Origin of the sequence: Peribacillus glennii, from assembly GCF_003429105.1 — a bacterium.
GTDB classification, from domain to species: domain Bacteria; phylum Bacillota; class Bacilli; order Bacillales; family DSM-1321; genus Peribacillus; species Peribacillus glennii.
In genome coordinates, this window is sequence record NZ_QVTD01000011.1 from 32,024 (window position 1) to 56,507 (window position 24,484).

Here is a 24,484-nt window from a genome sequence, read left to right on the forward strand (position 1 = left end):
CTCTATAATGGGGAAGAAATAAGGTCGGGATGTGAAAAAGAATGAAAAATATTGGATTTATCGGCTGCGGGAAAATGGGGCAGGCGATGATTGAAGGAATGCTCGGGTCCAAAACGGTAAACCGCGGGCAAATCATGTTCAGTACAAGCCGGATGGAAACCTTGGCTGCAATCGAAAAGAAGCTCGATGTTAAAGGGACATTACATAACCAGGATGTAGCCCGTTTCGCTGACTTTCTTTTTTTGGCAGTAAAACCGCATTTGCATAGCCTTGTTATAAATGAAATTAGGGATGATATCAAGGAAGATGCAGTTATTATCACTATCGCCGCAGGAATTGCTACACAAACGGTTGAAAATGCTTTTGGAAAACCAGTCAAGGTAGTCAGGACGATGCCCAATACGCCGTCTCTTGTCAGAGAAGGCATGACCGCGGTGTCCATGAATTCTGCTGTTTCCGGGCAGGATGTAGAAGAAGTCCTAAAATTGCTAAACAGCTTTGGGAAGACCGAATTAATTGGCGAGGAGCTGATGGATACTGTTCCTGCGATAAGCGGGTCATCCCCGGCTTATGTCTATATGTTCATCGAAGCTCTTGCCGACGGCGGTGTAAGGGACGGCATTCCCAGGGAAAAGGCATATAAAATGGCTGCTCAAGCCGTTTTGGGTGCAGCAAAAATGGTGCTGGAAACGGGAATTCATCCAGGCGCACTTAAGGATGCTGTCTGTACTCCAGGTGGTTCTACCATTGAAGCGGTCGCTGAACTCGAAGCGAATCATTTTCGATCTGCTGTACTGAATGCTATGAAAGTGTGTACCAATAAAAGCAAAGCGCTCGCCCAAAAATAACAGGAAAAAGAACAGCATTCGCCCAAGAAGGACGAATGCTGTTCTTTTTTTCTTATTGCATCAACCTGCGATATCGATGTTTCCTTTTTCCTCTTTTGCAAGTCGTTGCTTCTTTGATTTCTTAAAATGAAGCAGTTCATATACGACGGGAATAACAACAAGTGTTAATAAGGTAGCAGCACTCAGTCCGCCGATGACGACTACTGCCAGGCTTGCAGAAACAAGGTTTGCTGTTTCGGTTTCTTTAAACAATAACGGAAGCATGGCGCATATTGTTGCTACCGCTGTCATTAATATCGGGCGCATCCTGGTCGTGGCTGCTTCGACAATGGCATCCCGGATAATCATGGTCTGTTCGTTATGCTTCGTACGGTCGAGCAATACGATGGCATTTGTTACCACAATTCCAATCAGCATGAGCGCACCGAGCAGGGCTGTCGGATCCACAGAAATTCGGCTGATAAGCAGCGCTGTCACAGCTCCGATTGCTGCCAATGGCAAAGAGCAAAGAATGGCGATTGGAGCACGGAATGTCTTGAAGGTGATCACCATTATTAAGAAAACAAGCCCGATGGAGATCAGCATGGTCATAAACATGTCGGCGAAATCACTGGCCTGGTCAACGCTTGCCCCGCCGACGAGGACCTCTACATCTTTTGGAATTTCAATCCCTTTATCCGTCTTATCCCCAAAAACCTCTTTTTTAATATCTGCTGAGATTTCCGATAATTTCTTTGGATCGACATTGGCGGTTACGCGGATGTATTGTTCTCCGTCCTTATGGAAGGCGCTTGTTGTTTTTTCTTCCATTTTCACTTCAGCCAATTTAGAGAGTGGCACCAATTCTGCTGCAGACATGACAGGGATTTGTTCTATGTCTGACTGGGATTTTGGATTCAGGGCAGGCTCCAATAACACCGTTGTTTGCTGTCCTTCCAGAGAAATGGAACCAATGGGAGTTTGATTCAACATGACTCCCATCTGCTGTGCTACCTGCTGGGTTTTTGCCTCGGCGGGGTCTACCACTAATGAATAGACTGTTTTCTTTTCATCCTGGTTTGTAACGACCGTTTCAATCCCTTTAATGTCTTGAATGGTTGACTTCACTTTATCTGCTGTTTTTTCAAGTTTCTCAAAATCTTCACCGACTATATCGATGGTAATGGCAGTAGCCGAACCTCCCCACATGGATGCAGGGCCGACTTTTAAAGTGGCATCGGAGAAATTCTTCTCTTGGGACTCTATGGCCTTAATGAATTTATCTTCGTTAGCTCCGTCTTTCAGCAACACCATGAACATAGTCTGTGTAGGAGGGCGGACATCCCCATATTTTATCGCATCCGGAGAATTCCCTAGTTGGGTGTACACATATTTGGCCTGGGCCTGCTTAAGGGCGAATTTTTCCAGTTCAAGTGTGCTTTCCTTTACCTGATCCAGTGGAGTATCGCTGGGATAGCTTAATGTTATATCGATAAAATCAGATTTCGCTTTACTGATTGTTCCTTTTGGCATTGTAAAATAGGCACCGATGGAACCAAAAAAAAGTAAAAGTGAAAGGGTCAATATGATCCATTTATGATTCAGCGACCAGGTTAAAAATTTGCTAAAGCGCATAGATGGCTTATGTTCAGCCAATTTAGCATTTTTCAATAACCCTGCGCTCATAAGCGGAACAACCGTCAAGGCAACGATTAATGATGCGAGCAGTGAATAGGTGATCGTGAGTGCGAATGGCAATACAAGTTCTTGCAATCCTCCGTTTACCAGACCAAGCGGAAGGAATACGGCGACAGTCGTTAGTGTAGATGACGTAATAGCTGCTCCAACTTCTTTTGTGGCTTCCATGATCAGGCCGATGGAAAACTTTTCGGTTTGCATTTTACGGAATATGTTTTCGATGACTACGATACTGTCATCCACCAAGCGGCCGACGGCAACAGCCACGCCACCCAGCGTAAGGATGTTTAATGTTACCCCAGATTGGGATAGCAAGAATAATGTAAAACACAGGGATAATGGAATGGAAACGATCGTAATGAATGTTGACCGGATATTGCGCAAGAAAACCATGATTATGATGGTTGCGAATAATGCACCGAGCAATACCTCTTTTATCATACTGTGTACGGAATCCTCAACCATATCGGCCGATGCCAATATCACCGTGGCCTCCGCATTATTGTATTTTTTATTAATCTCTTTTGTCGCTTCTCTTACCTTCTTCGTAAGGCTTACTGCATTTGAATTGCTTTCTTTAGTGACACTGAACAGTAACCCGTCCTCTCCGTTAATACGGGTTAAATTATTTTCGGGTTTCTTCAGTTCAATGGTTGATATATCGGTAAGCTTAACTTTCGGTGTAACCTGCAGCTGCTTTAATTCATCCAACGTCTTAATGTCGCCCACAACTTTAATGCTGGCGGTTTTTCCTTCAATCGTTTTTTCCCCGACAGACATTGCCATATTCTGGCCCTGTAAAACCGTCATGGCATTTTCTACTGAGACCTGTTTGCCCGCCATTTTTTTATTGTCGAGATCCACCGAGATGTAAGAATCCACTTTTCCATAGGTCTGTACGTTTGACACACCCTTAATGTCCTCGAAATAAGGGGCTAATTTCTCATTGGCAAAATCAAGATTATGCGGTGTTACCCCATCCTTAAAGGTGATGGCCACATTTGCAATTGGAATCATTGTTGTGTTTAATTGCACAACATTAGGTTTCGCTGCACTTTCAGGCAGTTTGATTTGGGCTAGAGCATCTTCTATTTCTTGTTTTGCTTCTTTTTTGTTCGTTTTCGATTCAAGATGAATATCCACCATGGAGTACCCATCACCAGTTGTTGAAAAAATATTGATTTTTCCATTTACAGTAGAAATGGCGTCTTCAATAGGATTCGTTACTTGTTCCTCCATCGTATTTGAGTCCATACCCTGGCCCATCGTTACAATGGAAATAAACGGCTGGTCTGCGGTAGGCAAAAACTCCATCGGTAAGCGGATATAGCTTATTATTCCGATGGTCAATACCAGCACGGACATAAGTGATACCGCTGCTTTGTTCTTAAAAGCCCAATTTGTAAACCAAGACATTCTTTTTCCCTCGCTCTCTAATTTTCACACAAATCAAATCATATCATGATTTGTGGGTAAAAATACTCAAAATAAGGGAAAAATATTCCAACAAAATCCGACACTGCTTTTCTATTATCATAAAGTTACTGGGGAGAAAATACGTCAAGTCAACTTTTTGTAGTTGGATGAAGAATAAAAAAGCTATCCATTCAATAATTTCTAGTGAACGGATAGCATTCATTTAAAGCGATTATATAAAAAGGGAACAAAAGGATGTACTAATGTCTTGTAAACCCGCCCTCCGAATGAATGATTTGCGCGGTGACCCATTCGGCGTCGTCACTTGGCAAAAAGGCTATGAGCCGGGCTGCATCTCTTGGCTGACTGATCCCTGCCTTTCAATTTGGCCTGGTTATTTGTCTGATTCATTCCGCCAACTCCTTTGGTAGCTTTGTAAATACAAAAAAACTCCATAAAACCTAGAGAGCCGACAGCGAAAGGTAAAACAATTCCCGATAAATATGTGTAATGATACTCAGGGATCGGACCGATAAGAGGATGATTCTAAAAATAAGCTATTAATCCTGTTCTCTAGGTTTTACATTTTTAAAACCAGTAAGAAAACGGACTAGAACTTCATTGTCACCAATCACCCTTCCAATATATGTTATATTTAAATGTTATTCCCAGTATTCCATTGGTGTCAATAACTATCAAAACAAGGGATATTTGGAATCCTAACGAATTATATAGAGGGGAGATTTTCTTGGGGGGAGACTTTGAAGATGTCACGTAAAATCACCGAAATTTATAGGTAGAGGGGTATTTAGGAATTTGGGATAATGGGGGTCAGCCGCTTTATATAGCAGGAAAGCTAATGGCTTTAAAAATGTATGGGGCCAATTATGAACTTAGGATTATCCCTATCAATTTAAGATTTGGAAACGAGCACAATCAAAACTCATATGATTGGGGAGACACTGGTTAACTGTTATTCAGCTGTAGAGCAGGACATGCTGAATATACAGATTCCGAGGTATATTTATTCGAAAAAGTAACGACACCTGCTATGAAAACTATTCGGGAGACAAGAATGATGGAAGAAACCAAGAGAATCATTGAATTGAGCAAGTATAAACCGGAACACCTGGATGTATTGCTGGAGTTCCAATTACCGGAAGAACAAGCACAGTTTACAGCTTTGCCTTCCGGAATAATTAAAAAAGCAAATGAAGATCCCAGCAAACATCTACTTGTCATTTTAGCCGGAGATATACCGGTTGGCTTTTTTGTCTTAAACGAAGGCAATAGGGTGATGGATTATACAGAAAACATTCATGCACTACTCCTATCTGCTTTTTCTATCAATTTTTCTGAACAAGGAAAGGGTTACGCGAAAAAAGGGCTGCGGTTGTTGCCGGCTTTCGTTTCAGAGCATTTTAAAGGCATAAATGAAGTGTTATTGGCTGTCAATAAGAAAAATACTGCTGCCCAAATAGCTTATAAGAAATCTGGTTTTATTGACAGGGGCCAAAGAAGGATGGGGCCGAAAGGCGAGCAATTGATTTTTCAACTTCCCCTGATTTAAAAACAACAAAGCGCTAGTTAAGGGGGAAAATAAATGATAGTCAAATTAAATCCCGATGATCAGGAAGAAGCCGAAAAAATCTTGAAAGTACAAATTCCGGCATATGAAGTGGAAGCCGAACTGATTAATTTTCACGGCATCCCACAATTAAAAGATACCGTGCAGACAATCAAGAATTCTAAAGAAACATTCCTAGGTTATATACTTCAAGGAGAATTGGCAGGATTTATAGCTTACACACTTGATTGTGCTGAAATAGATATTTGCCGGCTCGTGGTTCATCCCAGCCACTTTCGAAAAGGAATCGCCAGAAAACTGGCAGGGCATGTGATTAGCCAAGCAGCCAATAATCATCAAAAACTCCTGGTCAGTACAGGATCCAAGAATTTGCCGGCAAAGTCCTTATATCACAGCCTCGGCTTTATGGAAGTCAAGGAGTTGGAGGTAAGCCCTGGGATTTATATTTCGTTAATGGAGTTGGACACTCTGGGAAATACGAACATCAAAAAATAGACCTATTCAGCTTTGTGAACAGATCTTAGGCTATAGAGATTATAATTGTGAGGATTATGCACTAACATTCTCGTTGTTTAAAGCTTTTTCCACATTTACATAGGGGTAACCCAGGTCGCGGGCTACGGCCTCGAAGGTGATTTCGCCATTGGCGACATTTACGCCTTTGGCAAGTGCGGAATTCTGGCGGATTGCCTTGACGGCCCCAAAATTTGCGATCTGCAATGCATAAGGGATGGTAACGTTAGTTAACGCAATCGTGGAGGTTTGCGGCACCGCTCCAGGCATGTTCGCAACCGCATAATGGACGACGCCGTGCTTTACATAAGTTGGGTTATCATGAGTGGTAATCATGTCAACCGTTTCGAAAATCCCTCCCTGATCAATTGCAACATCAACGATCACGGAGCCTTCTGGCATGGACTTTACCATTTCTTCCGTAACCAGTTTAGGCGCTTTTGCACCTGGAATTAACACAGCACCAATGACGAGGTCCGATTCTGCAACAGCTTGGGCAACGTTATATGGATTGGAAATCAGCGTGGTTATTTGATTACCGAAGATGTCATCCAATTGTCGGAGCCGGTCAGGACTTAAGTCGATGATCGTCACATCAGCACCCAGTCCAACCGCAATCTTGGCTGCATTTGTGCCTACGACGCCTCCTCCGATGATGGTAACCTTTCCACGTTTCACTCCGGGTACCCCGCTAAGGAGAACCCCTTTCCCGCCTTTAGGCTTTTCAAGGAACTGGGCGCCGATTTGTGCGGCCATTCGCCCTGCGACCTCGCTCATAGGTGTCAAAAGCGGCAGCGTATTGTTCAAGGCCACTGTCTCGTATGCAATTGCCAAAACGCCGCTGTCTTTGAGGGCCTTTGTTAATTCAGCATCAGCTGCAAGATGAAGGTAAGTAAATAAAATCAACCCTTTTCGGAAAAATTTATATTCTTCCTGGATTGGTTCTTTCACTTTCAGTATCATTTCAGCTTCTGACCAAACATCTGAAGCACTTTCAACGATAATTGCCCCTGCGGTAAGATAGGAGTCATTCGGGAAGCTGCTCCCTGTACCAGCATCTTTTTCTATAAATACTTCATGGCCGGCATTTACTAACGCTACTACACCGGCAGGAGTTATGGCTACGCGGTTCTCATTGTTCTTGATTTCCTTTGGTACACCGATTCTCATATCATAAACCTCCCATAGAAAAATTCACCCTTTATAAGAAAATTATAATCTTTATATAAAAAATGATAATTGTGAAAAAAGGAAAAAATAAGAAGGAGCGTTTGTGTAATTTCACAAACGCTCCTTCTCCGGAGGTCAGTACCCAAGCATGGTAACGCGGTAAAGGAGAGGGAGACGACCCCCGGCATGGTAACGCGTTAAAGCAGTGGGGGACTGACCCTCAGCATGGTAATGTGGTAAAGCTGTTGAGGGGACTGACCCTATATTACATGAGTTCGATTTGGAGAGGCTCTCCTTCCGGCTGGTTAAGCCTTTGGAGAATACGGCGTTTTCTGTAGAGCATATGTCCGGCTTCTGCAATGTCCTGAATCATCGAACGATTCGTGAACGCCCCAAAAATCATTCCTGCAACCGGCACCATTTGCAACAGCTTTTTCCAGCCGAACTGATCGCGGTACGTATATACAACCTCGCGCCATCCCTGCAATTGGGACATAACTTCCTTTGAACCGTCACCGTGATGATCATAAAAGGAAGACAACTCATTAAGGATAGCTTCTTTTCCTACGATATCGGACGTTGCAAATTGCAGGCATTTAATGATGAAAATCCTTTCTTCCTTCCTGCTTGGATCGTAACCATATGAAACAGCGATATCCTGGAGCGTTTTTAACGAAAGCCCAAGCAGGGCAGGGATATCAATCGCCAGTGTGAAAATGCCGCCAACGCCTGTCGTGGCTCCCTGGACTGTTGCAAGTTTACTATTCGTCTTTTGTATATCTTCACAAACAGCATCCATGATGGCTAAAGGAACATTGTCGACATCCGCAATTTTGGAAATGATCAAATCAGGAACCTGGACCTGCAATTTATTTAAGATGTTTTTTTCTTTCGTTAAATAGCTGCCTCCTGACTGAACAAAGCTGCCCAGATCTTCAAGCAGGACACCTATTTTCTTTTGGATAAATGCCGGTGTCATTTTGTCCAGCAATTTAAATGGCAGCCTGCCTATCCGTTCCCAGAACCATAACCCCTTTTGGTCCTTTTCCCATTTTTCAATCTGTTCCAGTTGCGTCCTCAATGTTTGTCTAGATTCAAGTATGACCAATTCCTTCATCCCTTTTCATTTATTTCCACAAAGGAAAGCGCCGGCATGTTTCATTTTTTCTTTATAAAATCCTGGTACTGTTTCAATTTGAAATCAAGATATAAAGTCACTTTTTGCAAAGGGTCTTTCATGTTTATCCCTCCGATTTCAGAGATTCGCTTTAACCGGTAGGTTAATGTATTAATATGGATGTGTAGCTGCTTTGCCGTTTCGGCAGGGTTGCAGTCCTTCTCCAAATATACCTGCAAAGTATGTAACAGGTCTGTTTGATTTTTTATATCGTATGCTCTTAAATCTTGAATTGGCCTGTGCTCCTCTAAGGTATACCGGCTTGTGACAAGGATATCCATGGATTGATAGATGCCGAGTTCCCGGTAATCGGTTATGTTTCGGGTATCCTCCGGAAAGGCCCGTTTTATTTTCAAAGTGAACAAGGCTTCCTCATAGCTGGCCGTTCCTTCTGTTAAAGAGCTATATATGCCCCCGCAAGCACCTATTATGCCGTAAACATTAAACCTGGTCCACATTTGGCTGATGAAATAAGGAATGAACTCTTTAATCGACGCCTCGAAGCCATCTTTCTTGTCAAAACCGACGAGTAACATCAATTTCTTATGATCGGTCGTGAAAAAAAGGGGCTTAATTTTTTGGGTGGTTGTAAGCATATAGGTAATATTGCGCTCCACTTCCTGTGTAATTTCTTCGGGAAAATCGAAAACCAGGACTGTGAACCGGGCAGGTCTGGGCAAGGAAAATTGCGCAAGCCTTTCAGCTATGTCCTGCTCATCCTGGAAATGACCGGTTAGCAGCTGCCAAAAAAATTCCTGATGGCTTTCTTCTTTTCTTTTCTTTCGTACCTGTAGCTGCAATAGCTGGTTTTTTGCTTCTTTGGAGGCTAATAGTAAAAAGTCCATGTCTTCTTCGGAAAATGGTTTATTCACTTCCAGAACCCATATAAAGCCAAGAATTTCATCATTTTTGCGGATGGAGATAGCTGCCCGCTTTCCCAGGCCCACTTCATGAATGGACGGAACTTGAACAGGTTTTTCACTGCTTATGATGGCGGGCAAAATTCCCTCTCTCCAAAGGCTGTTAATTACTTTTTCGGGAACCCTGCGTCCTATGATCGTTGAAATTCTGGCCTGATCGGTGATGTCATCATGCATGCTGTATGCCAAAACACGATGATTGCCGTCCTCAATGGTAACCGGGCAGCCAAGTATGGAACTGACACGGTCGGCAAACTCCATAAGATCCCCGAAAATCCCCTTAAAAATATCGTTTTTTCCGCCGGATGCCTCCATAGGATTACCCCTTAAAAGATCATAGTTTCTTTAATCGATATTAATATAATCTTAACAAAATATCAGCAAGTATATAAGCTTGAACTCACGATTACATAAACAAAATATATTGAGCAGCATGAAAACATCAGGTTTAGTTTAAAACCATGTTAAAGGGCAAGTACTAAGGCATCCGGACGATGTTCATCTATACAAAAAATCCTTTCCGTTCGGAAAGGATTTTTTGGATTGGCCAGCAGGCTGGCACTTTTAAAAGAAAAAGTTTAAAACAAAGTAAGTAAGGGCGGCAAGCGTACCTGAAATAGGTAATGTGATGAACCATGTAATGATCATGCGCTGTGCTGTACCCCATTTCACTCCCTTGACGCGGTGTGCGGCACCGACTCCAAGAATAGAGGAGGAGATTACGTGTGTCGTGCTGACTGGCAAGTGGATAAAAGTAGCGCCGAATATGATAGACGCACCCGTCAAGTCTGCTGCCACACCGTTTACTGGCCGAATTTTCATAATTCCTCCGCCTACTGTTTTGATGATTTTCCAACCACCGACAGATGTTCCAAGCCCCATTGCCAGGGCACAGGATAGCTGGACCCAAAACGGAATATCAGAGGTTGAAAGCTGCCCATTGGCAATTAACGCCATAACGATGATTCCCATTGCTTTCTGGGCATCGTTCGTACCATGTGTATAGGCCTGAAGTGCAGCTGTTAATATTTGGAAGTAACGAAACCCTCTATTTGTTTTCGTAAGATTATTGTTTTTAAACACGATTTTAAAAATGCTGTAAACTAGGTATCCTATTCCAAAAGCCAATAACGGTGAGATGATCAAAGCTTGAAGGATTTTTAGGAACCCCGCCCAATTCAATGCTCCGAAGCCGGCTGCACCAATGGCTGCTCCAGCTATTGAACCAATGATTGCGTGCGAGGAACTGCTAGGTATGCCGTAATACCAAGTAATTAAGTTCCAGGCGATGGCGGCTAACAGGGCCGCAAGAATCACAAGGGATCCATTATTTAAGGTAAATGGATCGACAATATCCTTTGTGATGGTTTTGGCAACTCCCGTGAATGTCATGGCACCGACAAAGTTCATCACTGCGGCCAGAATAATCGCGTGCCTTGGTTTTAATGCCTTTGTCGAAACTGATGTGGCAATGGCGTTTGCGGTATCATGAAACCCGTTTATGAAGTCAAATGCCAATGCCCCGATGACAATAAGAATAGTTAAGATAAATAAAGTATCCATGTATGGAGGACTCCTTAAGCATTTTTCATGATAATGGATTCAAGCGTATTAGCAACGGTCTGGCAGCTGTCCGCAATTTCTTCGAGATCCTCATAAATCTCTTTAAATTGAATGATTCGAATTGGGTCTTTTTCAACTGCAAACAAGTTCTTGATTGATTGGCGCTGGATGCCATCACAAACAGACTCAAGATCCTTTATTTTTATTGCGTTTTCACGAATGCTTGGTAATTTGCTCTTCGATGAAAGCAATTCCACTGCCTTTACAATTTCGTTTGTACATTCTTTAATTGCCTCAACAAATTTCAGCATGTATTCATCTGCATTAATCATGGAGTACATTTCGAACAAAGCAGAGGTATGCTCAAGCCCGTCAAGAACATCATCCATGCTCATTGTGAGCGCAAGGATATCTTCACGCTCTATTGGAGTAATAAAGGCGTTGTTTAGCTCTTTGATTACCTCGTGGACCATGTCATCGCCCTTATGCTCATAATCCTTCATTTTATCTGCAAATACTTTTAAATCGCTGACATTGTTAAGCTTAAAATCGGCGAAGGCATCCGAGGCCTCCTTTAAGTTTTGGGCAATGCTTGAAAGAAGAATTGCGAACTTATCTTTTTTCTTGAAAACCATAAAAACAACCCCCAATTTTTTTGCGTGAATTATGCATCATCACTTCATCCAAGAACTTAACGATGCATAACATAAGCCAACCAATTGTATCTGAAAAAGGTCAGATTACGGAAGTGTTTTCGACGAAAATTTACAAAATCTTAACATTGTAAATACAAAATATTAAGAAAAATCCCGAAAAAAATTAAAATCATTCTGTCAATAAGCTATATACCCAAAAGTTGTGAAATTAGCGAATAGAGCAATTTATTAATGAAAATAACAAAAGTTTTTCCAACGGCTTTAGTTGAGTTCTATAGGAAACGCTTCTATTTCCGTAGTTAGGAAAAAGCTAAGTTAAGAGTCTAGTTTAAATTATTTCAAGAAGCGGGAATGATAGCTAAGATACTAAACGACTTAGGGGGTTCAGGTATGAAAAGAGGGTTCAAAGGAACAATCATTATCATAGGAATAGTGATCATTGCAGGAATATTAATGCTCATGTCGAGTTATAATGGGTTCGTTAGTGAAGAGGAGAATGTTGAGCAAGCTTATGCACAAGTTGAAAATCAGCTTCAGCGGAGGCTGGACCTGGTGCCCAATCTTGTGAATACGGTAAAAGGATATGCGTCCCATGAAAAAGAAGTGATCCAATCCGTATCCGACGCCCGGGCTAGGCTAGCCGGTGCTAAAACGCCTGAAGAAGAGGCAACTGCCAACGCTGAGTTGTCCAGTGCTTTGAACCGATTGCTAGTGGTCGTTGAAAATTATCCAAACCTTAAGGCGGACAGGCAATTTACCCAATTGATGGACGAGCTTGCCGGTACGGAGAACCGCCTTTCTGTTGCACGCAAAGACTATAATGACCGGGTTTCAGTTTATAACAAAAAGGTCAAAAGATTCCCGGGCGCTATTGTAGCAGGAATTACGGGTTTTGATGCAAAAGAGTATTTTAAAGCAGACCCAAGAGCGGAAACGGCTCCAAATGTAGATTTCGGAGACAACGGTAATGCTAAGTAAAAAGGTTCCCAGCCTTTTTGTTTTATGTATGTTTTTTTTCTTCGTGTTGACAGGGAATTGTGTTTTAGGGGCTATGGAGCAAATTCCAACACCTGAGGGAGATATATATGTTCAGGATTTTGCAAATATTTTAAGCAATCGGCAGGAAGTTGAATTGAACGGACTTGGCCGTAGAATTGACGATAGTACAACCAGTCAGGTAGCGGTGCTTACCATTGAGACAACCGGGGAAATGGAAATGGAGGAATTTGCTAATAAAGCTTTCCGAAACTACGGCCTTGGGACACAGGAGAAAAATAATGGCGTGCTCCTTGTTCTTGCGATCAAAGACGAAAAAATCCGGATTGAGGTTGGGTACGGATTGGAAGGAATCCTGCCCGATGGCAAAGCGGGGCGGATTCTTGATGAGACGGCCATCCCGTACCTTCAAAATAACCTTCCGGATCAAGCGATTATGAAAACATACTCGAAATTGGCAAATGTGGTGGCCGAGGGATATGAAGGAAGCGGGGAGCAAGTAAATGAACCGGAAAATGTTATTCCTTCATGGATATTGATCGTCCTTATCGTCGGTGTATTGATTGTTGATTTCATCTTTTTAGGAGGAACGCTTTCCTATGCCCTTCTTTCTGTGCTTGCCAGGGGAAGCTCTGGTGGAGGAGGACCCCGTGGAGGCGGGGGAGGCTCTTCAGGCGGGGGAGGGGCTGGCCGGGGCTGGTAACTTTAATCGGGACAATAAAATGATTCTATGGGGGCCGGATTATCCGGCCCCTTTTGTTTATCCGTAGCCATTTATCTCCGGAGAAAAACTTTGATTAGTATCCCGTAAAAGGTGGGAGGCTTAATAGTGGGAATTTCCAATGGAAAAATGCTACAATTGTTAAAAAAAGGAGGATTCACTTATGATAAAAAATATCCAGGATACCATAACTTTACATAACGGAGTGAAGATACCCCAGCTTGGGTTCGGCGTTTTTAAGGTAGAAGAGGGAAGCCAAACAGTGGAATCCGTTAAAAAAGCATTGGAAGTCGGATACCGTTCCATCGATACGGCAGCTATTTATAAAAACGAAGAAGGCGTGGGAAAGGCGATAAAGGAAAGCGGGATTGCGCGCGAGGAATTGTTTATCACATCAAAGGTATGGAACAGCGACCAGGGTTATGAATCAACGTTACAAGCATATGAGGAAAGTTTGAAACGGCTGGGACTGGATTACTTGGACCTTTATCTGATCCATTGGCCTGTAAAAGGAAAATACAATGAAACATGGAAGGCTTTGGAGAAGCTTTACAAGGAAGGAAGGGTGCGTTCGATCGGTGTCAGTAATTTTCATGTCCATCATCTGGAAGACTTATTTGCAAACAGTGAAATCAAACCAGTCATTGACCAGGTGGAACTGCATCCCCGCTTAGCCCAGCCTGAGCTTAGGGAATTCTGTGCAAAGCATGAAATTAAAGTCGAAGCTTGGGGCCCTCTTGGACAGGGGCATCTGATTGATGAACCTACTTTGAACCACATAGCAGAAAAACACGGAAAGACAACAGCCCAGGTTCTCATCAGATGGCACCTGCAGCACGGGATCGTTGTGATTCCTAAATCCATCACCCCATCACGGATTGAGGAAAATGCACAGGTGTTTGATTTTGAATTAAGCCTGGATGAAATGAATAAGATTGATGCTTTGAATCGTAATGAAAGATATGGGGCAGACCCGGACAATTTCAATTTTTGATCGATCCGCCAAAAAGGAAAAGGCTAAAGTTAGCCTTTTCCTTTTTATTTTTTGAATCAATGTATTATATTGTATATTTATACATTGTTTTATGTGGTAATTATTTATTTACCCCATTTATCCTGAATTAATCATAATGTTTATACGTTTTTTTATTCGTTTTTATAGGTTTCGAATTTTGTCAGCGGGGAAAATAGTGAGTACAACGGCAAGGACACACAGCTAAGAAATAAGCTTACGGGAGGTGAAGCTTTGGATGATTAATAAGCAAAGCTGCTGGTTAGCTAAGGCTTTGCTCGCTGGCTGCGACAGATAAGGGTGAAAAATCCTGACTGTTTAAAACATGAATAAATGCATGAAAACAGGATGGAAGACAGATACTAACCCATAAGTGGCAGCAGCTTAAAAACAACTGAAATCCAGCCTGGAAAATGCAAGACGAGGAATTATACAAATAAACTAAAGAAGGCAAACATTGGTTGTTTTTTCAAAGTATAATCTTAGTAACTGCCGTAAGAGAAGAAGTAAGGCCAAGAGCCGGCTTCTTACACTCTAAATTTTAAAAATCAGATTAACAAACATTAAGGAGGAATAAAACATGGAATTTCTATGGTCATTAATTGTTGGTGGTATTATTGGTTGGTTAGCTGGGATGATTGTTGGACGAGATGTGCCGTTTGGCATTATCGGTAACATCATTGCAGGTTTCGTTGGGGCTTGGCTGGGTACTCTTATCCTTGGCGACTGGGGCCCTGTAGTAGGTGACTTTGCTATTATCCCTGCTTTAATTGGAGCCATCGTATTGGTCTTTGTACTAAGCCTTATCTTCAAAAGCATGCGTAAAGCATCATAATGAATGGCTATATGGACAGTAAAAACCTTCCCGCCTTCGGGAAGGTTTTTTTCTGTCTGCATGATTGATAAGCATGAAGCTACAAATGTTTGGGTGGCATAATGAAGCGGCGTGCCGCATAAAAAGATATAAATGGAATTTTTATGAGCAAGAAAACTTAACGTTGGTTCCCTATGGAAGCCGGGAACCCGAAAAGATCGGTGGGTTGTCTAAAAAAGGTGCTCGGCACACAATGGATTTCTCAGTTATTGGATGGGTTAAGCTGATTTCATATGCATGCAAGGCTTGCCGCGGAAAGATCGCCTTCCCTCCATATAAAAGGTCTCCCGCAAGCGGATGGCCAATATGGCTAAAGTGCACACGAATTTGATGGGTACGCCCGCTTTCGAGAGAACACTTGACCCTTGTGAGCTTATTCTTTTCATCACGGTCAAGGACCTGGTAATGGGTGACTGCTGCCTGCCCTGTCGGCGATACCCTTCTTCTTGTTGGATGATGTCTATCCCGGCCGATTTTTTCATTGATTTTCCCTTTTTCTTTTGTTAATATGCCGTGAACGATCGCGGCATAGGTTCGGTGGATGTTCCTTTCCTCAAGCATTTTATCGAGCATGGACCCGGATAGCCGGTTTTTTGCAAAAAGGACTGCGCCGGAGGTGTCCCGATCCAGCCGATGAATATGTTTAACCACCGCAGGCTGTCCCGTGGCAAGCAGGTGATGAGCGACTCCATTTAACAACGTATCAACCTTGCCCGCAGCACTGGGGTGGGTATCCATTCCAGGCGGCTTATTTGCGATCAAAAGGTGTTCATCTTCATATAATATAGAAATATCTAAATCGGAAGCCGGGACAGGATCAGAATCAACATCTTCAAATATTGGCACTGCTAACTTGTCACCCGGTTTCATAGGGGTATTCCAGGGAAGTATTCGATTATTTACCGTCACCTGTTTTCCCATTCTCCATTCATGGATCAGTTTTTTTGGAACTTTCCAATAATCCTTGAAAATACCTTCAATAGTATATTGCTTCCATTCATTAGGTATGGTCAAAACCATGAATTTTCCTTTCTTGACAGTTTCAATCAATTTTCTCCCTACTTTCGACATGGTTCTTGTTGAAACGCTATAATTTTTGCTATAAAATGACATCAACAGGAAAAAATAAACAACTTTTGTACTATAAGAAAACTGGTGAGTGGGTATAATTACCACCCTTTTTCTTGCGGGTCATATGTTATTCTAAACAAAAGAATGTAACATGAAAGATATAAAGGTCTGTGTGACTAAAAGGTGGGTTATTTTCGTGAAGATTGTTTTTTCTTCAACATCTGAACAGGAGCAGGAAATTGGAAATCTGGTCTCGATCTTTTACGGATCGATTTTCCCCCGGTATTTTAGTGAAGAAGAAATTCTTCATTTTGAGCAAATAGGGGTATTGCAGACTCCGGCTAACAGCATCACATATTTTGGAACCCTTAAAGATGCGTATCAGGTGATGACCTGCCTTCAGGTTATCATCACAATATTGGAAAAGAAAGAAAAAAGCAACCAACCCCTTGAACGCAAATTCGAAGATTTGTTTGAAAACAACATTAGGATTCTGAATGATTATGGGATATTCTTCCCCCTCAACTTCGATCACTTCACCTCTTTAAAGAAAGAAAAAAGTGAAAATTCATATCTTTTATATGTTGAAGCTGCCAACCAATACCTAGTATAAGAAATTTTACATACCTTCAACCATAAAAGAACAATAAAAAACGAGGCTGGCTCATGTAGAGCCAGCCTCGTTTTTTTGTGAGGTTATGAAATCTGCATCATAAAGGAGATAACAGGCTAAGTGGCGCCTAATCGATTTTTCTACACCTTTATTACCCATATCCTTGGGCCGGGGCTGGCCTAATTGTCTCTTTTATGCGCGTGGCAGCCGGTGAGCTTCAAATGAATTGCCTTTAGAGTTTTCGAGCTGAAGGTTTTATCCTAATTAACATCATTTGTTTCAAACCAGTTCTTGAAGGCGGATTCTTCGTTATATCCAACGATGCGCGCCCGTTCTTTGCCATTTTTAAAATGGACGATGGTTGGCGTAGATTCTAACTTGTATTCATCCCATCCCTGTTCGAATTCCAGCAGGTTGTACTGGACCAAATCTATCCCCATTTGCTCGGCCAATGGCGCTACGACCGGGGTAGTCTTTTTACAATGCGGACATTCAGGGCTGTAGAAATAAACAGTTACGTCCTCTTTTTCCGCGAGCTTCTTATCAAGCTCATCAGGAAGGATCAAGTTCTGGTAGTTGGGATCATCGAGCTGATCCACCGTAGAAGGTTTCAGGTCTTCCTTCCCATAAGGATTCCCCTGGGATTGTTCTTCTTTTTGAACATTGGTAATGATTGCAATAGCGGCAAATAAAACAATGATAATGCCCAAAAAAATAACTATCTTTTTCATGATGCTTCCTCCCTGGTATTTTTCCAAACGATATAACTGCAGATAAAGATGATCACAAAGGCCGTTAACGCCAGGAATGGAATCGTAATGAATCCGGCCCAGTTAATGTATTGCCCTGTGCAAGGAACTCTTCCGCATGCAGGCGCGTAATCAGTAAAGAACGGCACCTTTTGGATCAAATAATGATATGTGGAGATGCTTGCCCCGATTGCAGAAAGGGCCATAGTGTACAGGCTTACTTTGTAATCTTTTTTTACGATGGCGATTCCCAATATCACAGTAAAAGGATACATGATGATTCTTTGGTACCAGCAAAGCTCGCACGGTTCATATTGCTTAATTTCAGAGAAGTATAAGCTGCCGGACATTGCAATAATCGCTGCAGCCCATGCGATAAATAGGATGTTTTCCTGATTGCCATTGGTTTTCTTCATCTATACTCCACCTAATGTAATTTCTTTCAAATTATATTATGTATCCCTTCGCGCTGTAAAATATATAGTTCCGCCAGCGGCAATTTCCCACGGCACATTCCCTTCTAAAATAACTTGTAATAAACGGCCTAAAAAAAGGGACTGATAAATATATATGAAGCAGGCAAAACCTTAATAATTGCCGAGCTTACATGAAGCGCTGTTTGAGCCTTTATTTTGATGGGTAAAATTACATGAAAAAAAGTCCGAATAACTTATTGCAGGGAGGAATTCCTGTACTGTCGGTTATATGCTTAAAAGGAGTGCAAGGCTACCATGACAAAGCTTGATTTGCATAAATTTGAAAAAAAGATGGAAATCCGAAACATGAAACATAGTGATATAGACGAGATTATATCCATGCAGGAGGTTTGTTTCCCAGGCATGATCCCATGGAAGCGGGAACAGCTTGAAAGCCATCTCGAAATCTTTCCCGATGGCCAATTTTGCGCGGAGTACGACGGCAAGGTAATTGGATCGTGTTCGAGCCTGATAATCAATTTTGATGAATACGATGACCGCCATTCATGGGATGATGTCACCGAAAATGGATATATAACCAACCACGACCCAAATGGTTATAACTTGTACGGAATCGAAGTGATGGTCCACCCGGATTTCAGACGGATGAAGATAGGGCAGCGTTTGTACGAAGCTCGAAAAGAACTTGCTGCCGAATTGAATTTAAAAAGTATTATAATAGGCGGCCGTATCCCGAACTACCATAAATATGCTGATGAACTATCGCCAAGGGAATATGTCAGGGAAGTACAGCTGCATAAAATATATGACCCTGTGCTTTCCTTCCAGCTTCTAAACGGGTTTTCCCTTATGAGGATCAATCCTAATTATCTTCCGGACGATAAAGCATCAAATAAATATGCGACTTTAATGGAATGGAATAATGTCGATTATCATCCAAAATCAAGGAGGCATTATAAAACCTCCGAGCCTGTACGGATTTGTGTTGTGCAATATATGATGCGGCAAATCAACACGTTTGAGGATTTTGCGAACCAGGTAGAATACTTCACGGATGTGGCTTCTGATGCCCATGCAGACTTTGCGGTATTTCCGGAGCTTTTTACAACCCAGCTAATGTCCTTTTTGAATGAGAAGTCCCCGAGCCTTGCGATAAGAAAGCTAACTGATTTCACCGAGCAATACATCGAACTGTTTACAACGCTTTCGGTCCGCTATAACGTGAATATCATTGGCGGGTCCCATGTTGTAAAAGAAGACGATGATAACATTTATAACATAGCCTACCTATTCCGAAGGGATGGAACAATCGAAAAGCAGTATAAAATCCATATCACCCCAAATGAGCGGAAATGGTGGGGATTAAGCCCTGGGGACAGGGTCAGGGTTTTTGATACGGATTGTGGCCGCATCGCCATCCAAATTTGTTACGATATCGAATTCCCGGAACTTGCTCGGATTGCAACGGAAATGGGAGCGAAAATCATCTTTACCCCATTTAATACCGAAGACAGACAGGGTTATCTGAGGGTTCGCTATTGTGCCCAGGCACGGGCGGTGGAAAACCAGATTTATACCGTAATTTCTGGCACCGTGGGAAATTTGCCGCAAACGGAAAACATGGACATCCAATACGCCCAATCTGCCATTTTCGCCCCATCCGATTTCGAATTTGCGCGGGATGGTATCGTTGGGGAAACGAACCCGAATATTGAAATGGTAGTGATCGGGGATGTAGACCTTGAAATTTTACGCCGGCAACGACAATCGGGAACCGTTCGCCAGCTAAAGGACCGGAGGCATGATGTTTATAAAATAGAATACAAAACCGGAATGAACAGGATGTAGAAGTACGTATTTTTCAACCTTGGTCATAAGAAAGAGGCTGATGTCAATCATCAGCCCCTTTTTGCTTCGCTAAATCCGGGTACCAGCCAAGTATCCCTTTGTATACAAATCACATTTTGCGCCGAAACCATTTCTAAATTGCCCGGAGCGCCTTGTGTTATTGCCTTTTTCTGAAGTATCTTTAATTCTCCTCTAAAATTACCCGTATAATCGAAAATCCTGTGAGGACATTTCTGCAGCATGATCCAGGTAACGGAGGAGGCCATAAAGCTTTGATTCGATAATACTGTAATCGTGTTCAAAATTGTATGCATGCAGAAAATGTTCAATCTTTTTTGACAAAATATTGTCTTTTGTCCGCACCATTAAGATCAGCAGGTTATCCCACTCCGACCGGTGTGTATAAAACAGAGCGCGATCATAATCGGTTTTATTCATTCATATCTCTCCTCCTTAAAGGAGTTACTTGTAGTTTGCTCTCTTGGCGAAGAACATTCCCATGCAAATAGTGGAGATACGGCAAGATGGTGAGTGTTTTAATTTTCCTGGATAAATAATGGTGTGGCATAAATGAAAATGCTCCTTGCCATCATTCTTCTGTGATTTCAGCTCAATGTGTTCCTGCCAAAAACATCATGGTTATCGAGTATACTTATACATATGAAAAAATGGAAACAGATTTGAAGGCTTCGATGAAAAAATATAAATAATTTGGCCGGACTGTTTCTGAATAACATGCGAATCGATTTGCAAGTATAAGAGTGGCAATTAAGCACATATTAAGGATATACAAATCAGAAAAGGAGAGGCATCATGAAAAAGCTGCTTGGAATTTTATTTGCTGTCGTGTTTTTATGCCAGTCAGGAATCGTCTCGGCGCAGCAACCTGATTATGAAAAATATGGGAAAATTGCGATTTCTGTTGTACAAGGAGATTATCCTGGAGAATCTGTGACGGATTATCAATACATGGGCCGAAAAAATCTTGGAAATGGGCAAGTAGAAGATTCATTTCTCTTTACTGTTAAGGAAAACGGAAAAACAGTAAAGCCGCTGGTAAAAGTAAGGCATAGTGTCACTAACAACAAACTTTTGAACTTGAGTGTAGAAGAAATGAGCGGCCAGACACAGCCGTAAGAGCTGTTCAGCTGCCATTTAATTAAATAAGGATGAAATGGTAACGCCTGGTTCGAGTCCAGGCGTTTTTTATGGTTTGTGCCAATTGGTCCCTGATGCGAGTTGAAAATATAAACCAACGCGTCATTTTCCATTATCTTAATCATACATTGTGGTAAGAGAGGAAAATGGGGGGACGCTGATGAATATTGCGGAACAAAAAGCCCTGGAAAATGCTATCGGAGAGATTACTGAGATTGCCAAAGGATTCGGCCTCGACTTTTACCCGATGCGCTATGAAATTTGCCCTTCTGAAATCATTTACACGTTTGGCGCTTATGGCATGCCGACTCGTTTTTCCCACTGGAGCTTTGGGAAACAATTTCATAAAATGAAGCTTCATTATGATTTTGGGCTGAGTAAAATTTACGAATTGGTGATTAATTCCAATCCCTGTTATGCATTTTTACTGGATTCCAATACATTGATCCAGAATAAACTGATCGTTGCGCACGTACTGGCCCATTGTGACTTTTTTAAAAATAATGTGAGATTCCAGAATACGAAGCGTGATATGGTTGAGAGTATGGCGGCAACAGCCGAACGGATCCGGCAATATGAAATCGAACATGGAAAAAAAGAAGTAGAAACCTTCCTGGATGCTGTCCTTTCCATTGAGGAGCATATCGACCCTTCACTTGTCCGTCCAAAATTGTCCTGGACGATGGAGGATACGGAATATGAAGAGGAAACACCGAAACCGTCAGCCAGTCCATATGATGATTTATGGGGGCTTGATACGAGATCGGAAATCCGTCCAAAATCGGGCAAAAAGAAAAGGAAATTTCCCCCTCAACCAGAAAAAGATCTTCTTCTGTTCATCGAGCAATACAGCCGGGAACTGACTGCTTGGCAGAGGGATATCCTGACGATGATGCGGGAAGAAATGCTGTATTTTTGGCCGCAGCTTGAAACGAAAATCATGAACGAAGGCTGGGCATCGTTTTGGCATCAGCGGATTCTCCGCGAGCTTGACCTGACATCGGATGAGGCCATAGAATTTGCAAAGCTGAATGCCGGAGTGGTCCAGCCTTCCCGAACAAGCATTAATCCTTATTATTTAGGATTAAAGGTTTTTGAAGACATTGAAGAACGATATGATAATCCATCGGAAGAAATGAAAAAGCTAGGCATAAAACCTGGATCCGGCAGGGAGAAGATTTTCGAGGTCCGCGAAATCGAGAGCGACATCTCCTTTTTACGCAATTACCTGACCAAGGATCTCGTAACACGAGAGGATATGTATTTATTCCAGAAGCAGGGCAAGGACTATAAGATCGTCGACAAGGACTGGGAGCAGGTGAGGGACCAGCTCGTAAATATGCGCGTGAATGGGGGCTTCCCGTATCTGACAGTGAACGACGGCGATTATCTGCGTAATGGTGAGCTATATATAAAGCATGAGTTCGAAGGCATTGAACTGGATGTGAAATATCTGGAAAAGGTTCTTCCGTACATTTATCAACTGTGGGGCCGTGCTGTACATCTCGAATCAATGATGGAAAATAAGGAAATCCTTTTCACCTATGATGGGAAAGGGATTCACCGGAAGTATTTATAATGGATAGGCTGTCGCTTGTTACGGCAGCCTCAGACTGTAGTCAAAGCCGAGGAAAAGGGGTTTGCCTGCAGTCTTTATTATTTTTTTTAAAATAAACATACAAGCATGTTGATGATCATGATTTCAAAACAAAATTCAATCTAACGCGAATCAACATGAAATGGTTGCTTTAGCCACATTGGTGAAAGACGATCATTTGGCTTGTAAAGGGTAGCAGCTATTGATTTCTCCTTCCTTTATGATTTGGCGGAAAATTTGTATTCGGAAGCTAGGGCCCTTTAATGAAATCAATCCACTTCTTCCTCTTTTACCTCTTTGAAAAGCGATTGTACGCATACGAAAACGAATATTAATTCTTTTTTGGGAAGTGATAAGACTTATTGCAAACTCGCTCATTTTCATTATTGCAGCATTTCTTAAGGCAATTGTGCTGCGTAATATATGCGTCCCATACTGAATAAGCAGAAAAACATGAGGAAATGTGAACAGCTGCCATTTATGTTAACAAAGAAAAAAGACACCATAATGAATGTCTATACATATTTGTCCGCCCCGGCAAAAGATTTGCAAAATTAACGCGATGTCCCTTTGTATCCCTGCTTGCCGTTTTGATGTTCAATTTAAGTTGCAAGTTATGGAGGAACATACACTATTCCTTAATGTTCCTTATTTTTATTTGTTTATCAGTGCCTTATGTACTCTTTAAAAAAGAGAGGAAATAGCTCAAAATGGTACGTGATTGAGCAGCTTGTTTCTTTTTTTTAATAACGGTGAAGAATGTAAACACTTTCAACCTATCAAACTTAGATTTATAAACCCCGTACGTCAGCATAGCGAGTTATCTAAGGAAATATGGTTATCAAAAAAAATTATGAGAAAGGCCAGAATGAAATTGACAAAGTTTTATTATATTGCTAGTTTATAGTAAAAAAGAACTATTTTTGTCTGGAGCACTTGATTTTTATTATCACAGAACTAATCAAGACGATACATTATATAAATAGTTTTGTTTACTGTTTGTTCGGAAAAAATGAGGAAATATAATATGGAGGTTCTCTCGAATGGTTGGAAAGATTGCTAATTTAGATACTTTAATAACTGCTGTACCAGTGATAAAAAGTTGTTTTCCTGTCGATTCATCTATTACAATCGCTGATTTGGAGATGGTGGTCGGTGTTTTTCCTGGTGAGAGTATAGATCTTGGAATAAAAGCAGGGGATGTTTTACATCCGCAAACTCCGATTGCCCAGGCAATGAGTCAAAAACAATCTGTTCTTATTAATGTTCCAGAACACGTGTATGGATTTGAATTCTCAGCAAGGGCTATTCCCATTTATGACTTAGACGGTAAAATGATCGGTGGAATGGGGATTGCCATGAAAAGGCAAACCGAATTGAGGAATATGGCTGACCAAATGCTGCAATCACTTACCCAAGTCAATGAAGGCATGAATGAAGTGTCAGCAGGAGCGGTATCGTTATCGGATTTTACACAACAGCTTATTGTAGAATCACAAAATGTGACGGAAGATGTAAAAAATTCCGAAGAAGTATTACAAATCATTAAAAAAATTGCCGAGCAAACCAATCTGTTAGGCTTAAATGCTGCTATCGAAGCTGCCCATGCAGGAGATAAAGGCAAAGGATTTGGCATTGTGGCCAACGAAATTCGAAAACTATCTAGTGAAACTGTTATATCTACCAACAAAATCCGTGAGACATTGGTGCAATCTCAGGCAGCTACCGCTGAAATTGTTTCATCTATCCAAAAAATGAATTCAATTGGAATGGATCAAGCCTCTTCCATTCAGAATATATCGGCCTTTATAGAGGAATTACAGAAAATGTCCGAAAAAATAAATCAATTTGCAGAAAAATTGTAGTTGTATTAAACGAAG

22 protein-coding genes and 1 pseudogene are annotated in these 24,484 nt (G+C 41.8%); 12 read left to right on the plus strand and 11 right to left on the minus strand.

The annotated features are described in order from the left end of the window. The first annotated feature begins 41 nt into the window (after positions 1–41). Complete coding sequence (gene proC, locus D0466_RS15540) at positions 42–848, plus strand: pyrroline-5-carboxylate reductase (RefSeq protein WP_117323461.1); 807 nt, start codon at positions 42–44, stop codon at positions 846–848. A 60-nt stretch (positions 849–908) separates the two neighbouring features. On the opposite strand, the gene D0466_RS15545 is transcribed toward proC, so the two are convergent. After that, positions 909–3,941, minus strand: a complete 3,033-nt coding sequence (locus tag D0466_RS15545) for an efflux RND transporter permease subunit (protein WP_117323462.1) — start codon at positions 3,939–3,941, stop codon at positions 909–911. Positions 3,942–4,201: 260 nt separating this feature from the next. After that, a pseudogene (locus D0466_RS23030) lies at positions 4,202–4,312 on the minus strand (SDR family oxidoreductase); the annotation flags it as partial. 707 nt (positions 4,313–5,019) lie between these two features. Here D0466_RS23030 and D0466_RS15550 point away from each other — a divergent pair. Then, the gene (locus D0466_RS15550; RefSeq protein WP_117323463.1) at positions 5,020–5,511 is read left to right on the plus strand and encodes a GNAT family N-acetyltransferase; all 492 of its coding nucleotides are present in this window, start codon (positions 5,020–5,022) and stop codon (positions 5,509–5,511) included. 33 nt (positions 5,512–5,544) lie between these two features. Continuing rightward, complete coding sequence (locus D0466_RS15555; protein ID WP_117323464.1) at positions 5,545–6,024, plus strand: GNAT family N-acetyltransferase; 480 nt, start codon at positions 5,545–5,547, stop codon at positions 6,022–6,024. A 54-nt stretch (positions 6,025–6,078) separates the two neighbouring features. Here D0466_RS15555 and ald read toward each other — a convergent pair whose 3' ends face one another. The 5 genes from ald to D0466_RS15580 all read right to left on the minus strand — a co-directional run bounded on the left by ald (position 6,079) and on the right by D0466_RS15580 (position 11,507). Then, a complete protein-coding gene (ald, locus tag D0466_RS15560; protein ID WP_117323465.1) occupies positions 6,079–7,212 on the minus strand; it encodes an alanine dehydrogenase in 1,134 nt (377 codons plus the stop codon). A gap of 265 nt (positions 7,213–7,477) precedes the next feature. Further along, complete coding sequence (locus tag D0466_RS15565) at positions 7,478–8,329, minus strand: EcsC family protein (protein ID WP_117323466.1); 852 nt, start codon at positions 8,327–8,329, stop codon at positions 7,478–7,480. A gap of 41 nt (positions 8,330–8,370) precedes the next feature. After that, positions 8,371–9,624, minus strand: a complete 1,254-nt coding sequence (locus tag D0466_RS15570; protein WP_117323467.1) for a PucR family transcriptional regulator — start codon at positions 9,622–9,624, stop codon at positions 8,371–8,373. A 249-nt stretch (positions 9,625–9,873) separates the two neighbouring features. Next, positions 9,874–10,872 carry an inorganic phosphate transporter gene (locus D0466_RS15575; RefSeq protein ID WP_117323468.1) on the minus strand — a complete coding sequence of 333 codons (999 nt, stop codon included), beginning with the start codon at positions 10,870–10,872 and terminating at the stop codon, positions 9,874–9,876. A gap of 14 nt (positions 10,873–10,886) precedes the next feature. Beyond that, positions 10,887–11,507, minus strand: coding sequence for a DUF47 domain-containing protein (locus tag D0466_RS15580; protein WP_117323469.1), 621 nt, complete (start codon positions 11,505–11,507; stop codon positions 10,887–10,889). A 411-nt stretch (positions 11,508–11,918) separates the two neighbouring features. Here D0466_RS15580 and D0466_RS15585 point away from each other — a divergent pair, with 411 nt between their 5' ends. The 4 genes from D0466_RS15585 to D0466_RS15600 all read left to right on the plus strand — a co-directional run bounded on the left by D0466_RS15585 (position 11,919) and on the right by D0466_RS15600 (position 15,092). Beyond that, complete coding sequence (locus D0466_RS15585) at positions 11,919–12,506, plus strand: LemA family protein (protein ID WP_117323470.1); 588 nt, start codon at positions 11,919–11,921, stop codon at positions 12,504–12,506. Next, a complete protein-coding gene (locus tag D0466_RS15590) occupies positions 12,496–13,227 on the plus strand; it encodes a TPM domain-containing protein (RefSeq protein WP_117323471.1) in 732 nt (243 codons plus the stop codon). The genes D0466_RS15585 and D0466_RS15590 overlap by 11 nt, the downstream gene beginning before the upstream one ends. Positions 13,228–13,408: 181 nt before the next feature. Then, positions 13,409–14,239 (plus strand): aldo/keto reductase, encoded by an 831-nt coding sequence (locus D0466_RS15595; protein WP_117323472.1) that lies wholly within the window; start codon positions 13,409–13,411, stop codon positions 14,237–14,239. A gap of 598 nt (positions 14,240–14,837) precedes the next feature. Then, positions 14,838–15,092 (plus strand): GlsB/YeaQ/YmgE family stress response membrane protein, encoded by a 255-nt coding sequence (locus tag D0466_RS15600; protein WP_117323473.1) that lies wholly within the window; start codon positions 14,838–14,840, stop codon positions 15,090–15,092. Between the two features lie 171 nt (positions 15,093–15,263). Here the strand turns inward: D0466_RS15600 and D0466_RS15605 are convergent, their stop codons facing one another. Next, positions 15,264–16,202: an RluA family pseudouridine synthase gene (locus D0466_RS15605; RefSeq protein ID WP_117323474.1), complete on the minus strand. Its 939-nt coding sequence runs from the start codon at positions 16,200–16,202 to the stop codon at positions 15,264–15,266. A 196-nt stretch (positions 16,203–16,398) separates the two neighbouring features. Here D0466_RS15605 and D0466_RS15610 point away from each other — a divergent pair, with 196 nt between their 5' ends. Beyond that, the gene (locus tag D0466_RS15610; RefSeq protein WP_117323475.1) at positions 16,399–16,815 is read left to right on the plus strand and encodes a DUF5365 family protein; all 417 of its coding nucleotides are present in this window, start codon (positions 16,399–16,401) and stop codon (positions 16,813–16,815) included. Positions 16,816–17,075: 260 nt separating this feature from the next. On the opposite strand, the gene D0466_RS15615 is transcribed toward D0466_RS15610, so the two are convergent. Both D0466_RS15615 and D0466_RS15620 read right to left on the minus strand, forming a co-directional pair. Further along, positions 17,076–17,546, minus strand: coding sequence for a thioredoxin family protein (locus D0466_RS15615; RefSeq protein ID WP_117323476.1), 471 nt, complete (start codon positions 17,544–17,546; stop codon positions 17,076–17,078). Then, on the minus strand, positions 17,543–17,980 hold the full coding sequence (locus D0466_RS15620) for a disulfide oxidoreductase (protein ID WP_117323477.1): 438 nt from the start codon (positions 17,978–17,980) through the stop codon (positions 17,543–17,545). Before D0466_RS15620 ends, D0466_RS15615 begins: the two co-directional genes overlap by 4 nt. A 315-nt stretch (positions 17,981–18,295) precedes the next feature. Between D0466_RS15620 and D0466_RS15625 the strand changes: the two genes are divergently transcribed. Then, positions 18,296–19,849: a bifunctional GNAT family N-acetyltransferase/carbon-nitrogen hydrolase family protein gene (locus D0466_RS15625; RefSeq protein ID WP_117323478.1), complete on the plus strand. Its 1,554-nt coding sequence runs from the start codon at positions 18,296–18,298 to the stop codon at positions 19,847–19,849. A gap of 198 nt (positions 19,850–20,047) precedes the next feature. Here the strand turns inward: D0466_RS15625 and D0466_RS15630 are convergent, their stop codons facing one another. Beyond that, a complete protein-coding gene (locus D0466_RS15630; RefSeq protein ID WP_117323479.1) occupies positions 20,048–20,287 on the minus strand; it encodes a YhdB family protein in 240 nt (79 codons plus the stop codon). A 375-nt stretch (positions 20,288–20,662) separates the two neighbouring features. Here D0466_RS15630 and D0466_RS15635 point away from each other — a divergent pair, with 375 nt between their 5' ends. The 3 genes from D0466_RS15635 (at position 20,663) to D0466_RS23490 (ending at position 24,469) form a co-directional block, all read left to right on the plus strand. Next, complete coding sequence (locus D0466_RS15635) at positions 20,663–20,986, plus strand: DUF3889 domain-containing protein (protein ID WP_117323480.1); 324 nt, start codon at positions 20,663–20,665, stop codon at positions 20,984–20,986. A gap of 181 nt (positions 20,987–21,167) precedes the next feature. Next, positions 21,168–22,586: a SpoVR family protein gene (locus D0466_RS15640; RefSeq protein ID WP_117323481.1), complete on the plus strand. Its 1,419-nt coding sequence runs from the start codon at positions 21,168–21,170 to the stop codon at positions 22,584–22,586. Positions 22,587–23,647: 1,061 nt separating this feature from the next. Beyond that, the gene (locus D0466_RS23490) at positions 23,648–24,469 is read left to right on the plus strand and encodes a methyl-accepting chemotaxis protein (RefSeq protein ID WP_117323482.1); all 822 of its coding nucleotides are present in this window, start codon (positions 23,648–23,650) and stop codon (positions 24,467–24,469) included. Positions 24,470–24,484: the final 15 nt, after the last annotated feature.

What these genes read in the sequence shown, in the direction of transcription:
- proC (WP_117323461.1), top strand. Translation starts at nt 42, where the DNA reads ATGAAAAATATTGGATTTATCGGCTGCGGGAAAATGGGGCAGGCGATG.
- D0466_RS15545 (WP_117323462.1), bottom strand. Translation starts at nt 3,941, where the DNA reads ATGTCTTGGTTTACAAATTGGGCTTTTAAGAACAAAGCAGCGGTATCA.
- D0466_RS15550 (WP_117323463.1), top strand. Translation starts at nt 5,020, where the DNA reads ATGGAAGAAACCAAGAGAATCATTGAATTGAGCAAGTATAAACCGGAA.
- D0466_RS15555 (WP_117323464.1), top strand. Translation starts at nt 5,545, where the DNA reads ATGATAGTCAAATTAAATCCCGATGATCAGGAAGAAGCCGAAAAAATC.
- ald (WP_117323465.1), bottom strand. Translation starts at nt 7,212, where the DNA reads ATGAGAATCGGTGTACCAAAGGAAATCAAGAACAATGAGAACCGCGTA.
- D0466_RS15565 (WP_117323466.1), bottom strand. Translation starts at nt 8,329, where the DNA reads ATGAAGGAATTGGTCATACTTGAATCTAGACAAACATTGAGGACGCAA.
- D0466_RS15570 (WP_117323467.1), bottom strand. Translation starts at nt 9,624, where the DNA reads ATGGAGGCATCCGGCGGAAAAAACGATATTTTTAAGGGGATTTTCGGG.
- D0466_RS15575 (WP_117323468.1), bottom strand. Translation starts at nt 10,872, where the DNA reads ATGGATACTTTATTTATCTTAACTATTCTTATTGTCATCGGGGCATTG.
- D0466_RS15580 (WP_117323469.1), bottom strand. Translation starts at nt 11,507, where the DNA reads ATGGTTTTCAAGAAAAAAGATAAGTTCGCAATTCTTCTTTCAAGCATT.
- D0466_RS15585 (WP_117323470.1), top strand. Translation starts at nt 11,919, where the DNA reads ATGAAAAGAGGGTTCAAAGGAACAATCATTATCATAGGAATAGTGATC.
- D0466_RS15590 (WP_117323471.1), top strand. Translation starts at nt 12,496, where the DNA reads ATGCTAAGTAAAAAGGTTCCCAGCCTTTTTGTTTTATGTATGTTTTTT.
- D0466_RS15595 (WP_117323472.1), top strand. Translation starts at nt 13,409, where the DNA reads ATGATAAAAAATATCCAGGATACCATAACTTTACATAACGGAGTGAAG.
- D0466_RS15600 (WP_117323473.1), top strand. Translation starts at nt 14,838, where the DNA reads ATGGAATTTCTATGGTCATTAATTGTTGGTGGTATTATTGGTTGGTTA.
- D0466_RS15605 (WP_117323474.1), bottom strand. Translation starts at nt 16,202, where the DNA reads ATGTCGAAAGTAGGGAGAAAATTGATTGAAACTGTCAAGAAAGGAAAA.
- D0466_RS15615 (WP_117323476.1), bottom strand. Translation starts at nt 17,546, where the DNA reads ATGAAAAAGATAGTTATTTTTTTGGGCATTATCATTGTTTTATTTGCC.
- D0466_RS15620 (WP_117323477.1), bottom strand. Translation starts at nt 17,980, where the DNA reads ATGAAGAAAACCAATGGCAATCAGGAAAACATCCTATTTATCGCATGG.
- D0466_RS15625 (WP_117323478.1), top strand. Translation starts at nt 18,296, where the DNA reads ATGACAAAGCTTGATTTGCATAAATTTGAAAAAAAGATGGAAATCCGA.
- D0466_RS15630 (WP_117323479.1), bottom strand. Translation starts at nt 20,287, where the DNA reads ATGAATAAAACCGATTATGATCGCGCTCTGTTTTATACACACCGGTCG.
- D0466_RS15635 (WP_117323480.1), top strand. Translation starts at nt 20,663, where the DNA reads ATGAAAAAGCTGCTTGGAATTTTATTTGCTGTCGTGTTTTTATGCCAG.
- D0466_RS15640 (WP_117323481.1), top strand. Translation starts at nt 21,168, where the DNA reads ATGAATATTGCGGAACAAAAAGCCCTGGAAAATGCTATCGGAGAGATT.
- D0466_RS23490 (WP_117323482.1), top strand. Translation starts at nt 23,648, where the DNA reads ATGGTTGGAAAGATTGCTAATTTAGATACTTTAATAACTGCTGTACCA.